This window comes from Candidatus Eremiobacteraceae bacterium (assembly GCA_035314825.1).
Lineage (GTDB): Bacteria > Vulcanimicrobiota > Vulcanimicrobiia > Eremiobacterales > Eremiobacteraceae > JAFAHD01.
On the sequence record DATFYX010000084.1, the window covers coordinates 1 to 14,895 of the forward strand.

Here is a 14,895-nt window from a genome sequence, read left to right on the forward strand (position 1 = left end):
GACCAGAACAAGCAGTCCGATTTCCCAGAAGACCATTGGACCCAAGATCCCAAATAGGGGGATCTGCACGGGTGTCGCTATCCCCCACTGCCATCCTGAAGAGTGTTCCGCAACCGTGAACATTCCATAGCCCGCGCCGAAGAGAGCGCAGACTATCCACGCGAATATTTTAAGCAGACGACGCCAGTAGCTTGACAAAGGTTCCTCTGACTGGCGGTTGCGTAGGTGAATCAAATCCGAATTCTGGCCGGCCTAGGGGGGCGACGGGCGGCCATTACTCGCTACGAGTTAGCAAGCGGCCCTAGCGCAGGGTGCCAAGAGTGCCGTCGATCAGCAACACTATTCCTAACACCTCTCCGACGATCCCCAGAATGACTAGCGAATCTCCAAGAGTTACAGCTAAGCCGCCCGCCCCCGGCTCGTTTACAGGCTTGAGCGTTTTCTCGCGCATGAGTTGCCTTGCCAATATCCAGAGCCAGCCCAGGGCCTGCAATGAGAACCAGACCAACCCAATGGTCGGCAAGGCCCTTTCTAAGCCCGGCGGACCCGTTGTTCGCAAGAAAAGGAAACAGTTGACCAAAGCAAGTGTCAGCGCCATTAGGACGAGCCAGGTGTTGAAAGGTTCGGCCAAGCGATCTTTGCGCCGTTCAAACCGAATTTTCATTGGCGCGCCAATGCGGATAGCGGGCCCTTGATAGCGTCTGAGTCTTTTGGGTTGTGTGGGGGAATCATACCGAATTCCGCTCAGTCTAACCTATTCACCGAATGTTGACGATAGTCCCGACGGCGTGCGAATGCACTGACCCCCATTCCGACTGTGGGTGCCAAGTACGCGCAGATCGTCAACCGTGATATTGCGGATCACGTACTGATCGTTCGAGCCCGCCGGAGTTGCATCGGGAAGCGCAAAGTACGCAGTATCAAAGTCGTTGCGTAGTTTCAAGAACGTGTGCTTTCCGCTTATAGCTGAGACGTACCCGACATAGTAAGCATCCCCGTCAATAGCGGCAGCGTATTCCGGCGCTGTTTCATCGGGGCAGTCACCGCTCGCCGACACCACAACGCTGACGCTGAGGTCTACCGCTGGTAGAGTCCCCGAGAAGAACTTGCGGTTATGCCAGTCCATAATCGTGCCCAGATTGTCTACGTTCGGATTATCCTTGGGGTGAGGGGGATACGAAAACATGGAAACTAGAATGCGTCGATCATATCCGGGCAGAATCGTAATCCCGCCACCGCCGCTATCGCATCCCAGGCCCCTTACCCAGTACGCAATGTCGAAAGAGCCGGGCGGAAGGGTGAACTGGAACCGAAGACCACCATCCGGTGAAACCGTGGCTGGAACGTCAATCTCTCGGCCCCTTGGTCCAAACAACGTTTGATTCTGCGCGAGAATGGCTACGGTCTTAGCGCCAGCAAAATTGCACCCGTAGCCCCTGGCTTGAACCAGCTGTTCCTTCGTTAGTAAAGCGGCTAGAAGCAGTGCTGCTACACTAAACATCGTTGGCTCCTCATTACGGTTTGGAGGGCCTTTTCTTGCTGGAGAAATAGAGCGCCCAGACCCCCGCCGACTGGGTAAGCCGCATACTCAGAACGAGCATACGCGAGAGGAACAAGTGCGAGAACCAAGGCTACGAGCAATTTGAAGCGTGGAGCGGTCGCGAGGCTAAGCCATACAAACGCAGCACTGCAGATCGCAACTACCACATCGAAGAGCGCGTTGAAACTGCCGTGGAGGTGCCAGACGATGTTGAACATGACGATAAAGAGCCCGAACGACAGACTGTAGCACGCCGCGGCGACTGGAAGAACCAGCAGCCACCGCACCCGCGCCGGCCACGAATCCATGAACTTGAAATTATCCACTCATTGCTCGAGACTTTGGGCTATCATCGAGCCAATCACGGATGAAGCCAAATGTACAACGGCCGGCTTTCCGAAAGGGAAGTTTACGAAAGAATGGCCGGCTAGGGGCCGGACGGGTGTCTTAGCATCATCACTGTCGCCGCTCACCGTGACCGCCCTCGATGACCTCAAGCGCCTCCGCGGCGTAGCGTTTGCGCCGCGCACCGCTAGCCGATGCGTGAAGGTACTCGATCTCTACTTGTGAGTCGGGATGCACTGCGGTGACTATCGCTTCTTCACCCTCGCCGCGCACTATGACGTGATCACCGACGCGAATCATCTTAGACGCTCCATTTTCTAGGCTAACGGACGGATCGAACACTCATCGCGATCCGGATCGGCGAAGGCCTCAGAAGTAGATCACTTTGAGCGACGCGTTGTAGTACTTGGTGAAACAGCCGAGGTCGGGATACGCCGGCATCGCGTTGGTGTCCGCGAGCGCGTTGCTGAGGATGAACCCATAGTCGCGCTGGTTTCCGTCAGCCGCCCAGTTCTCAACGGTCCCTGTCATGTCGACCGTTACGACCGGGCCCGACTTCAGGCCGATGTGGCCGCCTCCTGAGGTATTGTTCAGTGCGCCGCTATAGCTCCACCAAAAGTCTTTGCCCAGCGAATACGTGTCGGCGCAAGAATAGTCGTCGGTCCGAAAGCGGGTATGGCCGGCGGTATCCTGCATCGTCTGCGAGACGTCGAGCGTGAGGATCGCCGAATAGATCTTGCGGTTCGCCAGCTTGCCGAGATTGAAATCGTAGCCGGCGCGTGACTTGATCCTGGCGTAGCCTTTGGGGTAGCCGGTCCGGAACTGACTCGTGTCAATCGCCTCCGCATAATAGGCGTCTTGATAGCCGACATATCCGCTCCCGCTGACCGAGACCGAATGATTCGCGGCGAGCAGCTGCGAGGGCAGCACTGCGCCAAAATCGCTGCCTTGCAGCTTAGAGATGAGCGCAGCCAACGAAAGCGTATTGGCGTAGTTATTCGGATCCGTTATCGTGGGATCGATGTAGATGACATACGAGCGCACGTGAGAAGGTGAAAAGGTTTCGGTCGATGCCGTCGATCCCGATTGGACACAGTATTTCTCGCTGTGCGCCGATTCGCGGTTTCCGAGATAGGCGGTCACCGCATAACATGCTCCTTCGTAGCCTCCGCCAGGCTTGGTGATCAGCGCGTATTTCGGCGTCAGGCCGTTCGAGGTCGCCACCACGACGTTATTGTGACCGCCATCGACTCGATAGACCTTATAGCCGTCAAGCTTCGAGGCGCCGTCCTTCCACAACAGCTGCAGATCGCCGGACTTGACGCCGTTATCGCAGATCGTCGCCAACAGCGCGAGCGCCGATGCGCAGTCGTGCACGCTTTGCACCGGACGGACATCCGAGGGCGCAGGGACAGGCTTGGGCTTCGGAGTCGGCTTGGGTGTCGGTCGCGGCGGCGGTGACATCGCGCGCACCGGCCCGGTGTTGCCGCCCTGGACATCGGCGACCGAATATCCGGCCGTCGCTTGCTCACTGACCCCGAGTAGGATTACCGCCGTTGCGCACAACGCGACGATAAGACGAAACTGCGACATAACGACCTCCCGTCAGCCCTGGAACGCGAGCGTCCGTGCGGAAGTTCCGAATCTTGCGCGAGAGGTTCTCGCACGCTTAGGTAGCAACCTGGACGGGGGGTTGCTGGCTTGGAACAAATCGTCCCGATCGCGTCGCTGGTCATCGCCTTTGCGACGGTCGTCTTTACCACGTACATGCTGTCGCGGCAAGTGCGTCAGATGGAGCACGAACGCAACGCGCTGGCCATTCTCGAGGCTATCGACCGGTTGACTTCGACCGAGGTGGTGCACGTGTTCACGCAGCTGCGCGGCGTCGCGGCGCGCTATCCGACCGACAAAGACATCGCGGAGAAGTTCTTCGGCTCCGATGACGAGCGCGCGCTGTCCATGGTCGGCCAGTTCGTGGAGACCATCGCGTGCCTTGCGCGCCGCGAGGTGCTCGACGTGACGCTCATCTGCGATGCCGTCGGCTTCATGCTGCGCGATCGCTGGGCGACGATCAAAGAGTTCGTTCTGCATTGGCGCCGCTACAACCAGAACGAGTACTTATTCGAGAACTTCGAATGGCTGGCGAACTACAGCGCGTGGTGGAGGGACATCCCGCGCCCGAAGGTCCCCAACTACGACCCCAACCAGTTCGCCGCTCGCCGCTGACGGGAGATATGATGTTGTTCGCCACCGTGCTGTCGCTCATCCTCACCACAAGCGGGCCGTCGGCCGCGATGGATATGTCCGCTTCGTCGCAGGCGCGCCAGCATCACCCGGTTTCGACGACCAATCAGATGGCGCAGGCGTACTTCGACCAGGGTCTGACCTTGCTGTATGCCTTCAACCGCGAGGCTTCGCGCCGCGCATTCGAACAAGCCGCAGCGGCCGATCCGCATCTGGCGATGGCGCAATGGGGCATCGCCATGACCTACGGCTCGAACATCAACGTCTCGATCGACGAAGCCGGCGAGCACGCGGCCTTCGCCGCGCTAGGAAAAGCGAAAGCGCTCGCCTCCGGAGCAAACGGGTTGGATCAAGCTTGGATCGACGCGCTCGCGGCGCGCTATACCAACACCGCCAAGCCTGACTTCGCAAAACTCGACGCCGCGTACGCGTCCGCGATGCAGCAGTTGGTGGTCAAGTATCCAGACGACCTCGACGCGGCGACGCTCTATGCGGAAAGCATGATGGATCTGCGGCCGTGGGCGCTGTACACCCCGGCCGGCCAGCCGGTCACCGGCACCCAGACGATCGTCATGGTCTTGGAATCGGTGCTGCGCCGCGAACCCGATCATATCGGCGCCAACCATTTCTACATCCACGCGACCGAGGCGTCCACCACCCCTGAGCGGGCGCTGATCTCCGCGTCGCGTCTGAGCGGCATGAATTTCGAGCCGGCGGCGGCTCACCTGGTGCACATGCCCGCGCACACGTACATGCGCACGGGCGCCTTCGAGTCGGCGGTGATGAGCAACGAGCATGCGACCCAACACGACCGCGCGTACCTGGCGATGCATGAGGACCGTGAGGCCTCGGGTTACTATGGGCACAACCTGACGATGCTCGCGTACGGCTACAGCATGCAGGGCGACTACAAGGGCGCCGCAGCGACACAGCGTCTCCTGCAAAGCTCGGGTGCGATGATCCCCGCGATGTACGTGCCTTTACGCTTCGCCCGTTGGACGGAGATCTTGGCGATGACGCAGCCGGCTGCGTCGGCCGACGAGCCGATGCGAGTCGCCTTCTGGCACTTCTGCCGCGGTATGGCCTTCGCGTCGACCGGCGACTTGGCAAACGCCCGAGTCGAGCTTGCCGCTGTCAAAGCAGCCGACGGCGAGCTCAAGGTGCCGACGATCATGGGTTTCACCAACAGCTCAGCGGATCTGCTCGGCATCGCACAAGACGAGCTTGGCGCGAAGATCGCCCGCGAGAGCGGCGATTCCGCGACGGCGGTCTCGCTGCTCGAGAGCGCGGTCAAGGTGCAGGACGGTCTGATCTACATCGAACCGCCCGATTGGTACCACCCCGTCCGCGAGTCGCTCGGCGGCCTGCTCTTGCAATTGCAGCGCTATCCGGAGGCCGAGGCGGTCTTCCGCGCCGATCTGCAACGCAACCCGCGAAACCCCCGCTCGCTATTCGGTCTTGGTGCGGCGCTCGAGGGGCAAGGCCGGTCCGGCGAGGCCGCGTCGGTGCGCGAGCAATTCAAAGCCGCGTGGCAGTATTCGGACACGATGCTGCCGACCGTCGAGCTCTGATCCCTTACGCGGATCCGGATAGAAAAAGGACCCGAGCTCTGCTCGGGTCCTACGTTCGTGTGGTGAGAGCGCCTAGTACAGCTCGACTTCGCTCAGGTTCTTCTCGATCTTGCGCTTGACGCGCTGGAGCGCGTTGTCGATCGACTTGACGTGGCGGTTGAGATCGCGCGCCATCTCTTGGTACGACTTGCCCTCGAGATAGCTCAGCAGCACCTGCGACTCGAGGTCGCTCAGGTTCTCCTGGATCCGCTCCTTGATGTCTTCTGAGACTTCCTGATTGATGACCAGCTCTTCCGGATCGGACATCTTCGCGCTCGCCATGACGTCGAGCAGCGTGCGCTCGCTGTCCTCGTCGTAGATCGGCTTGTTGAGCGAGATGTACTGGTTGAGCGGGATGTGCTTTTGCCGCGTGGCCGTCTTGATGGCCGTGATGATCTGACGCGTGATGCACAGCTCCGCGAAGGCGCGGAACGACGATAGCTTATCCGCCCGGAAGTCGCGCACGGCCTTGTAGAGGCCGATCATGCCTTCCTGGATGATGTCTTCGCGGTCTGCGCCGATGAGGAAGTAGCTCTTAGCCTTGATACGGACGAAGTTCTTGTACTTGTTGAGCAGAAACTCCATGGCCAGATTGTCGCCGCACTTGGCCGCATTGACGAGTTCTTCGTCCGCTCGCTCGCTGTAGTCCAGGGTTTCTTCCGTTTGATGAAGTGCCCCCAAGTTGTTGATGAACCTCCGGCCCTGCTTCTCGGCATGATTATGCCTGTGTTATGTGCCCTACCGATTATAGGGGGAGGCTCCTCTTTCGTCAAGGATTCCCGGGACGGGCTCGTGCCGTTAATCACAAGCTTTTCGCGCGTTGTCTGAGCACCTCGTAGAGGACCACGGCGCATGCCGCGGCCGCATTCAATGAAGCGACTCGGCCACGCATCGGGATCTTGACAAGTCCGTCGCAACGCTCCGAAACCAGGTGGCCCAAGCCTTTCCCCTCGCTGCCCACGACGAGCGTGCACTTTCCCCGGAAATCGACATCGGTATATGGCCGCGCGTTCGGGGTGCCGGTAAGCCCATAGACCCAGTGGCCGTCCGTTTTAAGGTCCTCCAGAACTCTGACCAAATTCGGGACAGCGACGACCGGAAGATGGGAAGCCGCTCCGGCAGCGGCTCGCCTGGTCGCGGCGGTCACGGTGGCGCTGCGGCGGTCGGGAATCACGAGCGCGTCGGCGCCTGCGCTTTCGGCGGCGCGCATGATCGCGCCAAGGTTCTGTGGATCCTCGACGTGATCGACAACGACGACTAACGCATCGGGTTTGTCGATCAGCGTGCGCCGTATGTGCGCCCAGTCCGCGTACGCGAACGGGGCGATGCGAGCAGCGACATTTTGGTGGCGTGCATCGCCAAAGCGTTTGAACCACGATTCGGGCTCGGTGTGCACCGGAATGCCGCGTTGCTTCGCGGCGGCGACGAGTTCTTGCAACGCAGCATCGTCGCGACGGTGCTGTGCGATGATGACGCTCTTGACCGCTTCACCAGCCGCAAGCGCCTCCGAGACCGGATGGATGCCGACGATGGTCTCGTCAGCTGCTGCCATCGACGCTCCACTGCGAACCTGACGCGGTGTCCTTGACCGCGATGCCCGCGCGTGCGAGCGCATCGCGCAACCGATCCGATTTCGCCCAGTCCTTGGACTTACGAGCCTGCTCGCGGATCGCCACGACCTTTTCAACGAGATCGACGTCGGGCGCGTCGCGCTCGCCGGCGATGATCGAAAATTCCATGCGCGCGGCTTTGCTCAACTTGACCTGCGACGAGGTCGCTGCGACGCCGGCGCTTTGCGCGTCGGTTGGCAGGCCGAGCCGTTCGAGCGCCTGCTCGACGACCGCAACAGCTCTTGTCGCCCTCGTGCGATCCTTGATCGCGCTCTTCACATAAGTCTGCAGCCAACCAACGGCGCCCGCGGTGTTCAGGTCGTCGTCGAGGAACGCGTTGAAGTCGGCGAGTGCGGCATCGTCTTCGCGGTCGAGTAAACTCGACCGCTCCGGGGGCTCCTTTGGCGCGGCGGCGCGGAGTTTGTCGAGATCGGCATACAGTCCGCGCAATCCCTTGCCCGCTGCTTCGATGGACTCGGCGGTGAAGTTGCTCGGCTTGCGATAGCCGGTCTGTAAGAAAAGATAGCGGATGACGGCCGCCGGATAGCGGTCGAGCACCTGGGTGAGCGGCGTGAAATTGCCCAGCGACTTGCTCATCTTCTGGCCGTCGACGTTGAGCAGCCCCGCGTGCACCCAGAAGTCCGCCAACGGATGCTTGCCCGTAAAGGTCTCGGTCTGGGCGACCTCGTTCTCGTGATGCGGGAAGATAAGGTCTGCGGCGCCGCCGTGGATGTCGATCTGGTCGCCGAGATACTTGCGCGCCATCGCCGAGCACTCGATATGCCAGCCCGGGCGGCCGGGCCCCCACGGGCTGGGCCAGCTGGGCTCGCCGGGCTTCGCCTTCTTCCAAAGCGCGAAGTCGAGGCGGCCGCGCTTGTCCTCGCGCACGGCCACCCGCACGCCGGCGCGCAGCTCCTCGATGCTCTGGTGGCTCAGCTCGCCGTAGTGCGGAAACACGCCCTCGTCCACCGCGAAATAGACGCCGTCGCCAGACTCGTACGCCGCGCCCTTGGCCACCAGCCCCGAGATGAGCTCTATAATGGAAGCGATTTCTTGCGTGGCGCGCGGCTCATGATCGGGCGGCATCAGCCCAAGCCGCGTGGCGCACGCCTCGTATTCCGCAAGATAGCGCGAGGCGACGTCGTCCCATGGCACTCCTTCGGTTGCAGCGCGCTCGATGATGCGATCGTCGATGTCGGTGACGTTCTGGACGTAGGTGACGCGGTAGCCGCGCGCGGTGAGGTGGCGGCGCAGGACGTCGAAGGTCAAGAACGTGCGCGCGTGACCGAGGTGCGGATGAAAACTGGGCGTCATGCCGCAGACGTACATGGTCAGCCGCCCTGGTTCGAGCGGCTGGAACTCCTGCAGCGATCGGGTGCGGCTATTGTAGAGTCTTACTGCCATCCGGCTCTTCGAGCTTTCGCAAGCCCATCTCGAGCGCCTCGACCCGTTGCTGCAACGCGGCGATCGCGTCCGCTTCGGGATCGGGCATGTCCACGCGCGGCAGTAAGGGCTCGGCCGGCTTGCCGTCCTGATAGATCACGCGGCCCGGAACGCCGACAACCGTGCAGTTGGGCGGAACCGATTTGACGACGACCGCACCCGCGGCGATCTTCGAGCCGGCGCCGATGACCACTGCGCCGATGATGCCGGCGCCAGCGCCGACGATGACGTTGTCCTCGAGCGTCGGGTGGCGCTTGCCGCGCTGCAGCGACGTACCGCCCAGCGTCACGCCCTGATAGATCGTGCAGTCACGCCCGATCTCCACGGTCTCGCCGATCACCACGCCCATGCCGTGATCGATGAACAAGCCCGCGCCGATCTCGGCGCCGGGGTGGATCTCGATGCCGGTGAAAAAGCGCGAGATGTTGGAGAGCACGCGCGGTATGACCGGCACGCCGGCGCGGTACAGCGGGTGGTTGATGAGGCGATGCCAGAACAGCGCGTGGAAGCCGGGATAGGCCAGCAGCACTTCGAGCCAATTGCGCGCCGCGGGATCGCGCTCGAAGCATGCGCGCCAGTCGTGGCGTATCTGACGGAAAATCGAGTCTCGTTGCATGGTTTCGTCCTGCTCGCATCCCGCGCGTCGCGCGGGCTTCTTCTCACATGCGCGCGGCGGGCGCGCGACCGGGCGTGGCGCTAGCGCCGGTCAACAACAACAGGACGGGTTGATGGCCGTGTGGGTCGGGATTGCGCGTGCGGCTTCGGTGGCCATGGTGACAGTGGGTTCGCGCGCGGCGCTTGGCCGCCCTCCGGCCCGCAACGGGGCTCCCAGGGCGGGAGCGGAACAAGCTAGCGGCTCCGCCGCCGTCAGCCGGCGCTCGAGAGAGCGGAGCGAAGCCGGGCTGCTAGTCGCGCGGGACCGAGCAGCGGCAATAAGATCGGAAGCTCGACGCCGTGCTCCTCGCCGGTCGCGGCGATTCGCATCGGCCTGAACAGCGCTCGGCCCTTCACCTTGTGTTTGGCGCCGAGCTGTGCGAGTGCTTCCTTCGAGGTCGCAGCGACGAGCGCCGCACGATCGTCGCAAGCCGCCGCGATCATCGCGAGCTCTTCGACGAGCGCGCGCGAGGTTTCATCGGAGAGCGCGTCTTGCGACCCGGGTTCAATCCCCACCTCATCGGCCAGCACTTGACGCGCCAATGCCGGCACCTGGTCCAGCGTTTCGACGTGATCGCTCATCGCGTCGGCGAATAGGCCGCGCCATAGCGGATCCACGATATCGGCTGACGATGCCACCACAGGATCGCGCTGCGCCCACGTCGCGAAAAGCTCCGCCCGGTCGTCGCGCGGCAGCGCGCGCAAGTAATGCGCGTTGAACCAGCGCAGCTTGCCATGGTCGAAGACCGCCGGGCTCTTGGTGACGCGCTCGAGCGAGAAGCGTTGCACGAGCTCGTCGAGCGTGAAGAACTCGCGGTCGTCACCGGGCGACCAGCCGAGCAGGGCGAGATAGTTGATGAGCGCGACTGGCAGATAGCCCTGATCGCGATATTCGGCCACAGACGTCGCGCCATGGCGCTTCGACAGCTTCTGGTGATCCGGCGCGAGGATCATCGAAACGTGGGCGAACAGCGGCAGCGGCAATTCGAGCGCCTCGTAGAGCACCTCTTGGCGCGGCGTGTTCGGCAGATGCTCGTCCGCGCGGATCACGTGGGTGATCGCCATCTCGGCGTCGTCGACGACGGCGGCGAAATTATACGCGGGATTGCCGTCCGATTTCATGATGACGAAATCGCCGATCGAGCCGGCCGGGAAGTGCACCGAGCCGCGCACGAGATCCTCGACGTAGATGTCGCGCTGTGGCATGGTGAAGCGCACCGCCGGCTTGCGGCCCTGCGCTTCAAAGGCGGCGCGCTCCTCGCGGGTGAGCTCGCGGCACTTGCCCGAGTACTTGGGCGCCTGACCGTGGCGCTCGGCTTCTTTGCGCTCGGCCTCGAGCTCTTGCGGCGTGCAGTAGCACAGATAGGCCTGGCCGATCTCGAGCAGCCGGGCGGCCGCGAGCCCATAGCGGTCGGTGCGGTCGGTCTGACGATATGGGCCATAGGGACCGCCGACATCCGTGCCCTCGTCCCAGGTCAGGCCGAGCCAGCGCAGATCGTCCTGGATGGCGCGCTCGGACTCGAGGGTCGAGCGCCCGACGTCGGTGTCCTCGGAGCGCAGCACGAGCACGCCCTTGTTCGCGCGTGCGTACAGATAATTGAAGAGCGCGGTGCGGGCGCCGCCGACATGCAGCGAACCGGTCGGCGCCGGCGCGAAGCGGACACGTACTGAGCCTGAGCTTCTATCTTCGGCGATAGCTTCTGCGCGGTCGAATAAATTCGACCGCTCCATTCGTGAGCCGGGGGTCAAGGAATCGCCTCGACGGTCGCCACCGCATACGCCGCCATGCCTTCACCTGAACCAGTGAATCCGAGCCCTTCCGTGTGCTTGGCCTTGACGCTGCAGTCGGCTTCGGCTATCTCGAGCGCGTTTGCGAGCATCGCGCGCATGGCGTTGATGTGGCCGGCCAGCGCCGGACGCTCGGCGACGATCGTGCAATCCACGTTGCTCACGCGAAGGCCTGCGTGGCGCAGCAGCGCAAACGCCTGTTCCAGCAGTTTGATGCTGTGCGCGTTGGCGTATTTCGGATCGCCGGCCGGAAAGCGGGATCCGCAGTCGCCGAGTCCAGCGGCGCCCAGCACCGCGTCGATGACCGCATGGGTCAACACGTCGGCATCCGAAAAGCCCTCGAGGCCCTTGTCGAAGGCGATGCGCACGCCGCCCAGGATCAGCGGACGATCGGCGACCAGCCGATGCGCGTCGAACCCAAACCCGACCCTCACCGGCGGGCGGTCTCCATGCGCTGCGCGATCCACAGCGCGATCTCGAAATCCTCAGGCGTCGTGATCTTGATGTTGGCGTACGAGCCCATCACCAGCACGACCGGCGCGCCGAGCCGCTCCACCAGTGCTGCATCGTCGGTCTCCCACACGCCGTCGGCGAGCGCCCGCGCGTGCGCGGCCACGAGCACGTCGTAGGGAAAGACCTGCGGGGTCTGCGCGGCCCATAGCGTCGCACGCGGGATCGTGCGCGCCACCGCGCTGTCGTGCGCCTGCTTGATCGTGTCCTTGACCGGCACGGCCGCGATAGCGCTGATCCCCTGATGCGCGGCCGCAATCGTCCGCTCCACGATGTCGGGCGTGACGAAGGGGCGCGCGCCGTCGTGCACCAGCACGAGCTGCGGCGCCGGCGCGACTGCGGACAGGGCCGCGTGCACGGACGCCTGGCGCGTCGCGCCGCCCGCGACGATGACGCACTTCTTCGAGGGCGCGTAGTCCTTCGCAAGCGCCTCGAAGCGTTCGCGTTCGTCGGCTTCGCACGCGATGTACACCGCGTCGATCGCCGGCGTGTCTTCGAACACCTCGAGTGACCATGCCGCCATGGGCTTGCCGGCGAGATCGAGCAGTTGCTTGGGCCGCCCGAGGCGATCACCGCGCCCCGCCGCGGCCAGGATAGCGGCGACGCTCATGCTTTTTTCGGTTTCGCGAAGATCATGCGGCCCGCCGCGGTCTGCAGCACGGATGTCACCTGCACTCCGACGGTCTCGCCGATCAAGCGCTTGCCGTTCTCGACGACGATCATGGTGCCGTCCTCGAGATAGCCGACCCCTTGGTTCTGTTCCTTGCCGTCCTTGACGATGTTGACCGACATCTCTTCGCCGGGCAGCACGACCGGCTTGATCGCGTTGGCCAGCTCGTTGACGTTGAGGATCGTCACGCCTTGCAGCCGCGCGACCCGGTTGAGATTGTAGTCGTTGGTCAGAATCGGAGCCTCCATTTCGCGCGCCAACGTCACGAGTTTGCTGTCGACGTCGCGCTCGGGCGCATCCTTGTCGATGATCTCCAGGCGCCCCGAGATTTCGCGCAGACGGTTGAGGATCTCAAGGCCGCGCCGGCCGCGCGCGCGGCGCATGGAATCCGAAGAGTCGGCGATGGCCTGCAGCTCCTTGAGCACGAACTTGGGCACGAGCAGACGTCCCTCGATGAAACCCGCTTGCACCACTTCGAGCACGCGCCCGTCCACGATGACCGACGTGTCGAGCAGTTTGGGCGGCGCCGCGCCGTCGCGCGGACCGGTGCGCACCCAGCTCGACAGGCGCTGGCGCACGCCGATGCGCAGGCCGGTGTACGCGAAGAACAGCGTGATGAGGATGTAGACGACGATCGAGATGATGGGACCGAAGCGCGGCATCTGGTTGATGGGTTGGAAGACGTCGCGCACCAAGAACGCGACGATCAGCCCGATGACGAGTCCGATCGCGCCCGAGAGCGCCTCGGCGGGCGCCATGCCCACGATCGAATCTTCGAAGGCGCTCGACACGCGCTCGAAAGCGGCGGCGAGATACGGCGACACAGCGACGCCGATGAGCGCGATGAGCGTCGGAATGCCGATATCGCGCAGATGCGCCAGCGTGCCCGTCTGGCTCGCGAGCGCAGGGATGCGCCCAAGCTCGATCCCGGCGGCCAAGCCGAGCAGCCCGCACAACAGCGCGAAAATTATTCTAAGAAGTAGTTTTCCCAACACCGGCGGGGGCCGGTATGAATGAAGGATGTAAGAATTCAGAACATGCGGTGTTGGCCAAAAGCCTCCCCCGCGCCGAGAGCCGGACCCCCTGGCTGTCTTCTTCGAGCAGGCCGGCCCGGCGACATTTATCTATGGCAGCGGCGAAAACCAGGCGCGGATCCACTCCGAAGCGGGCGCGGAAATCCCCGTCCTGTATGCCTTCGCGCGTGCGCAGGCTGAGCATGGCCGCTTCGCCCAAGCGGGCCTCGAAAGCGAGCTTTTCCTCTTCTTCTTGCGCCGAAGCCCCCGCTTCGATGGCGGCGCAGTAGGCTTCGAACGAGCGCGCGTTGCGGAACCGCCTGCCACCCTCGTAACCGGAGGCGGACATGCCGAGCGCCACACAGTCCTGCTGGCGCCAGTAGCCGCGGTTGTGTTCGCTCTCGAAGCCGGCTTTGGCGTAATTGGAGATCTCGTAGCGCGCGAATCCGGCTGCGGTCAGCTCGCGTTCTGCCAGCTCGAGCAGATCGGCGGTGGCGTCGTCGTCAGGAAACTCCTCCGGCGAGCGCCGGAACCAGCGCGCGTACGGCGTGCCGGCTTCGATCGTCAAGCCGTAGACGGATACATGCTGAGGCGCACACTCGATCGCGCGCGCGAGCGTGGCCTGAAACGACTGCGCTGTTTGCCCTGGCGCGCCGGCGATCAGGTCGATGCCGATGTTGCGATGGCCCGCCGCGCGCGCCGCGCTGATATACCCGCGCGCTTGATCGGCGCTGTGATCGCGCCCGAGCCTGTGAAGCTCGCCATCGTCAAACGATTGGACGCCGATCGACAGCCGATTGACACCGGCTCTACGATAGAGGTTCAGATCCGCGGCGTTGCGTGACGGATTGGCCTCAAGCGTGCACTCGATAGAGCCCGGCTCGACGCCGAAATGGGCGAAGACAGCGTGCAGCAGCCCCGCGATGTCGTCGGCGCTCAGCGCCGAGGGCGTGCCGCCGCCCAAATAGACGGACGCAAGCTCGCAATCGGCCGGCGTGCGCGCGAGCTCGGCGTGAACGGCTTTGAGATAGCGCTCGACGCGCGCGCGCGCGAACTCGACGACCGCAAAGTCGCAATACGGGCAGATGCGATCGCAAAACGGCAGATGGACGTAGCAGCCGGCGGCGCGCCGGTTCACTCTTCGCCGTCGAAGTAGTCGAGCGGCTCGGAGCGCAGCAGTTTGCGTGCAGGGGTGCGCACGATGTGTTTGTCGCTATCGGGATAATATCCGTACTCGCCGATCGGATTGTCCGCCACGACATACACGATGAGATCGGCGGCGCCGTCGTTGATCAACTGGTGCGCCTCGTCCGGGCCGAAGATGAACGCATCCCCCGCCGCGATAGGCTCGGTCCCATCCTTATGACGTACTTTGCCGTTGCCCGAGATCACGTGATAGAACTCCCACTGCGCGCTGTGCGCGTGGTAGGGATACGGCGTCTTGCCCGCGGGAATGCGCAGGATCTCG

Annotated in this window: 16 protein-coding genes; 2 read left to right on the forward strand and 14 right to left on the reverse strand. The window is 63.3% G+C overall.

Annotation, left to right across the window (positions count from 1 at the left end):
* Positions 1–301 precede the first annotated feature (301 nt).
* From VKF82_11985 to VKF82_12000, 4 genes are all read right to left on the reverse strand, one after another.
* Positions 302–664, reverse strand: a complete 363-nt coding sequence (locus tag VKF82_11985; GenBank protein ID HME82773.1) for a hypothetical protein — start codon at positions 662–664, stop codon at positions 302–304.
* Between the two features lie 90 nt (positions 665–754).
* On the reverse strand, positions 755–1,501 hold the full coding sequence (locus VKF82_11990; protein HME82774.1) for a hypothetical protein: 747 nt from the start codon (positions 1,499–1,501) through the stop codon (positions 755–757).
* Between the two features lie 495 nt (positions 1,502–1,996).
* On the reverse strand, positions 1,997–2,185 hold the full coding sequence (locus VKF82_11995; GenBank protein HME82775.1) for a hypothetical protein: 189 nt from the start codon (positions 2,183–2,185) through the stop codon (positions 1,997–1,999).
* A gap of 69 nt (positions 2,186–2,254) precedes the next feature.
* Complete coding sequence (locus VKF82_12000; GenBank protein HME82776.1) at positions 2,255–3,478, reverse strand: hypothetical protein; 1,224 nt, start codon at positions 3,476–3,478, stop codon at positions 2,255–2,257.
* Between the two features lie 108 nt (positions 3,479–3,586).
* On the opposite strand from VKF82_12000, the gene VKF82_12005 reads away from it, so the two are divergent.
* Together VKF82_12005 and VKF82_12010 are read left to right on the forward strand one after the other, a co-directional pair.
* Entirely contained in the window at positions 3,587–4,111 is a 525-nt protein-coding gene (locus VKF82_12005; GenBank protein ID HME82777.1) for a DUF4760 domain-containing protein, read from the forward strand.
* A gap of 8 nt (positions 4,112–4,119) precedes the next feature.
* Positions 4,120–5,700: a tetratricopeptide repeat protein gene (locus VKF82_12010; protein HME82778.1), complete on the forward strand. Its 1,581-nt coding sequence runs from the start codon at positions 4,120–4,122 to the stop codon at positions 5,698–5,700.
* A gap of 72 nt (positions 5,701–5,772) precedes the next feature.
* Here the strand turns inward: VKF82_12010 and sigH are convergent, their stop codons facing one another.
* The 10 genes from sigH to VKF82_12060 form a co-directional block, all read right to left on the reverse strand.
* On the reverse strand, positions 5,773–6,420 hold the full coding sequence (sigH, locus tag VKF82_12015; GenBank protein HME82779.1) for an RNA polymerase sporulation sigma factor SigH: 648 nt from the start codon (positions 6,418–6,420) through the stop codon (positions 5,773–5,775).
* Between the two features lie 121 nt (positions 6,421–6,541).
* Entirely contained in the window at positions 6,542–7,291 is a 750-nt protein-coding gene (gene rlmB / locus VKF82_12020; protein HME82780.1) for a 23S rRNA (guanosine(2251)-2'-O)-methyltransferase RlmB, read from the reverse strand.
* Positions 7,278–8,753, reverse strand: coding sequence for a cysteine--tRNA ligase (gene cysS / locus VKF82_12025; protein HME82781.1), 1,476 nt, complete (start codon positions 8,751–8,753; stop codon positions 7,278–7,280). Before cysS ends, rlmB begins: the two co-directional genes overlap by 14 nt.
* Positions 8,731–9,408 (reverse strand): serine O-acetyltransferase, encoded by a 678-nt coding sequence (gene cysE / locus VKF82_12030; protein HME82782.1) that lies wholly within the window; start codon positions 9,406–9,408, stop codon positions 8,731–8,733. Before cysE ends, cysS begins: the two co-directional genes overlap by 23 nt.
* Before the next feature lie 251 nt (positions 9,409–9,659).
* Positions 9,660–11,177, reverse strand: coding sequence for a glutamate--tRNA ligase (gene gltX, locus VKF82_12035; GenBank protein HME82783.1), 1,518 nt, complete (start codon positions 11,175–11,177; stop codon positions 9,660–9,662).
* Positions 11,178–11,191: 14 nt separating this feature from the next.
* On the reverse strand, positions 11,192–11,668 hold the full coding sequence (gene ispF, locus VKF82_12040; protein ID HME82784.1) for a 2-C-methyl-D-erythritol 2,4-cyclodiphosphate synthase: 477 nt from the start codon (positions 11,666–11,668) through the stop codon (positions 11,192–11,194).
* Positions 11,665–12,354, reverse strand: coding sequence for a 2-C-methyl-D-erythritol 4-phosphate cytidylyltransferase (ispD, locus tag VKF82_12045; GenBank protein ID HME82785.1), 690 nt, complete (start codon positions 12,352–12,354; stop codon positions 11,665–11,667). The genes ispF and ispD overlap by 4 nt, the downstream gene beginning before the upstream one ends.
* Positions 12,351–13,370 carry a PIN domain-containing protein gene (locus tag VKF82_12050; GenBank protein ID HME82786.1) on the reverse strand — a complete coding sequence of 340 codons (1,020 nt, stop codon included), beginning with the start codon at positions 13,368–13,370 and terminating at the stop codon, positions 12,351–12,353. Before VKF82_12050 ends, ispD begins: the two co-directional genes overlap by 4 nt.
* A gap of 16 nt (positions 13,371–13,386) precedes the next feature.
* Positions 13,387–14,565, reverse strand: a complete 1,179-nt coding sequence (gene hemW, locus VKF82_12055) for a radical SAM family heme chaperone HemW (GenBank protein ID HME82787.1) — start codon at positions 14,563–14,565, stop codon at positions 13,387–13,389.
* A partial coding sequence (locus VKF82_12060; protein ID HME82788.1) for a cupin domain-containing protein occupies positions 14,562–14,895 on the reverse strand: 334 nt, incomplete at its 5' end. The genes VKF82_12060 and hemW, both read right to left, overlap by 4 nt.

What these genes read in the sequence shown, in the direction of transcription:
- VKF82_11985 (HME82773.1), bottom strand. Translation starts at nt 664, where the DNA reads ATGAAAATTCGGTTTGAACGGCGCAAAGATCGCTTGGCCGAACCTTTC.
- VKF82_11990 (HME82774.1), bottom strand. Translation starts at nt 1,501, where the DNA reads ATGTTTAGTGTAGCAGCACTGCTTCTAGCCGCTTTACTAACGAAGGAA.
- VKF82_11995 (HME82775.1), bottom strand. Translation starts at nt 2,185, where the DNA reads ATGATTCGCGTCGGTGATCACGTCATAGTGCGCGGCGAGGGTGAAGAA.
- VKF82_12000 (HME82776.1), bottom strand. Translation starts at nt 3,478, where the DNA reads ATGTCGCAGTTTCGTCTTATCGTCGCGTTGTGCGCAACGGCGGTAATC.
- VKF82_12010 (HME82778.1), top strand. Translation starts at nt 4,120, where the DNA reads ATGATGTTGTTCGCCACCGTGCTGTCGCTCATCCTCACCACAAGCGGG.
- rlmB (HME82780.1), bottom strand. Translation starts at nt 7,291, where the DNA reads ATGGCAGCAGCTGACGAGACCATCGTCGGCATCCATCCGGTCTCGGAG.
- cysS (HME82781.1), bottom strand. Translation starts at nt 8,753, where the DNA reads ATGGCAGTAAGACTCTACAATAGCCGCACCCGATCGCTGCAGGAGTTC.
- cysE (HME82782.1), bottom strand. Translation starts at nt 9,408, where the DNA reads ATGCAACGAGACTCGATTTTCCGTCAGATACGCCACGACTGGCGCGCA.
- gltX (HME82783.1), bottom strand. Translation starts at nt 11,177, where the DNA reads ATGGAGCGGTCGAATTTATTCGACCGCGCAGAAGCTATCGCCGAAGAT.
- ispD (HME82785.1), bottom strand. Translation starts at nt 12,354, where the DNA reads ATGAGCGTCGCCGCTATCCTGGCCGCGGCGGGGCGCGGTGATCGCCTC.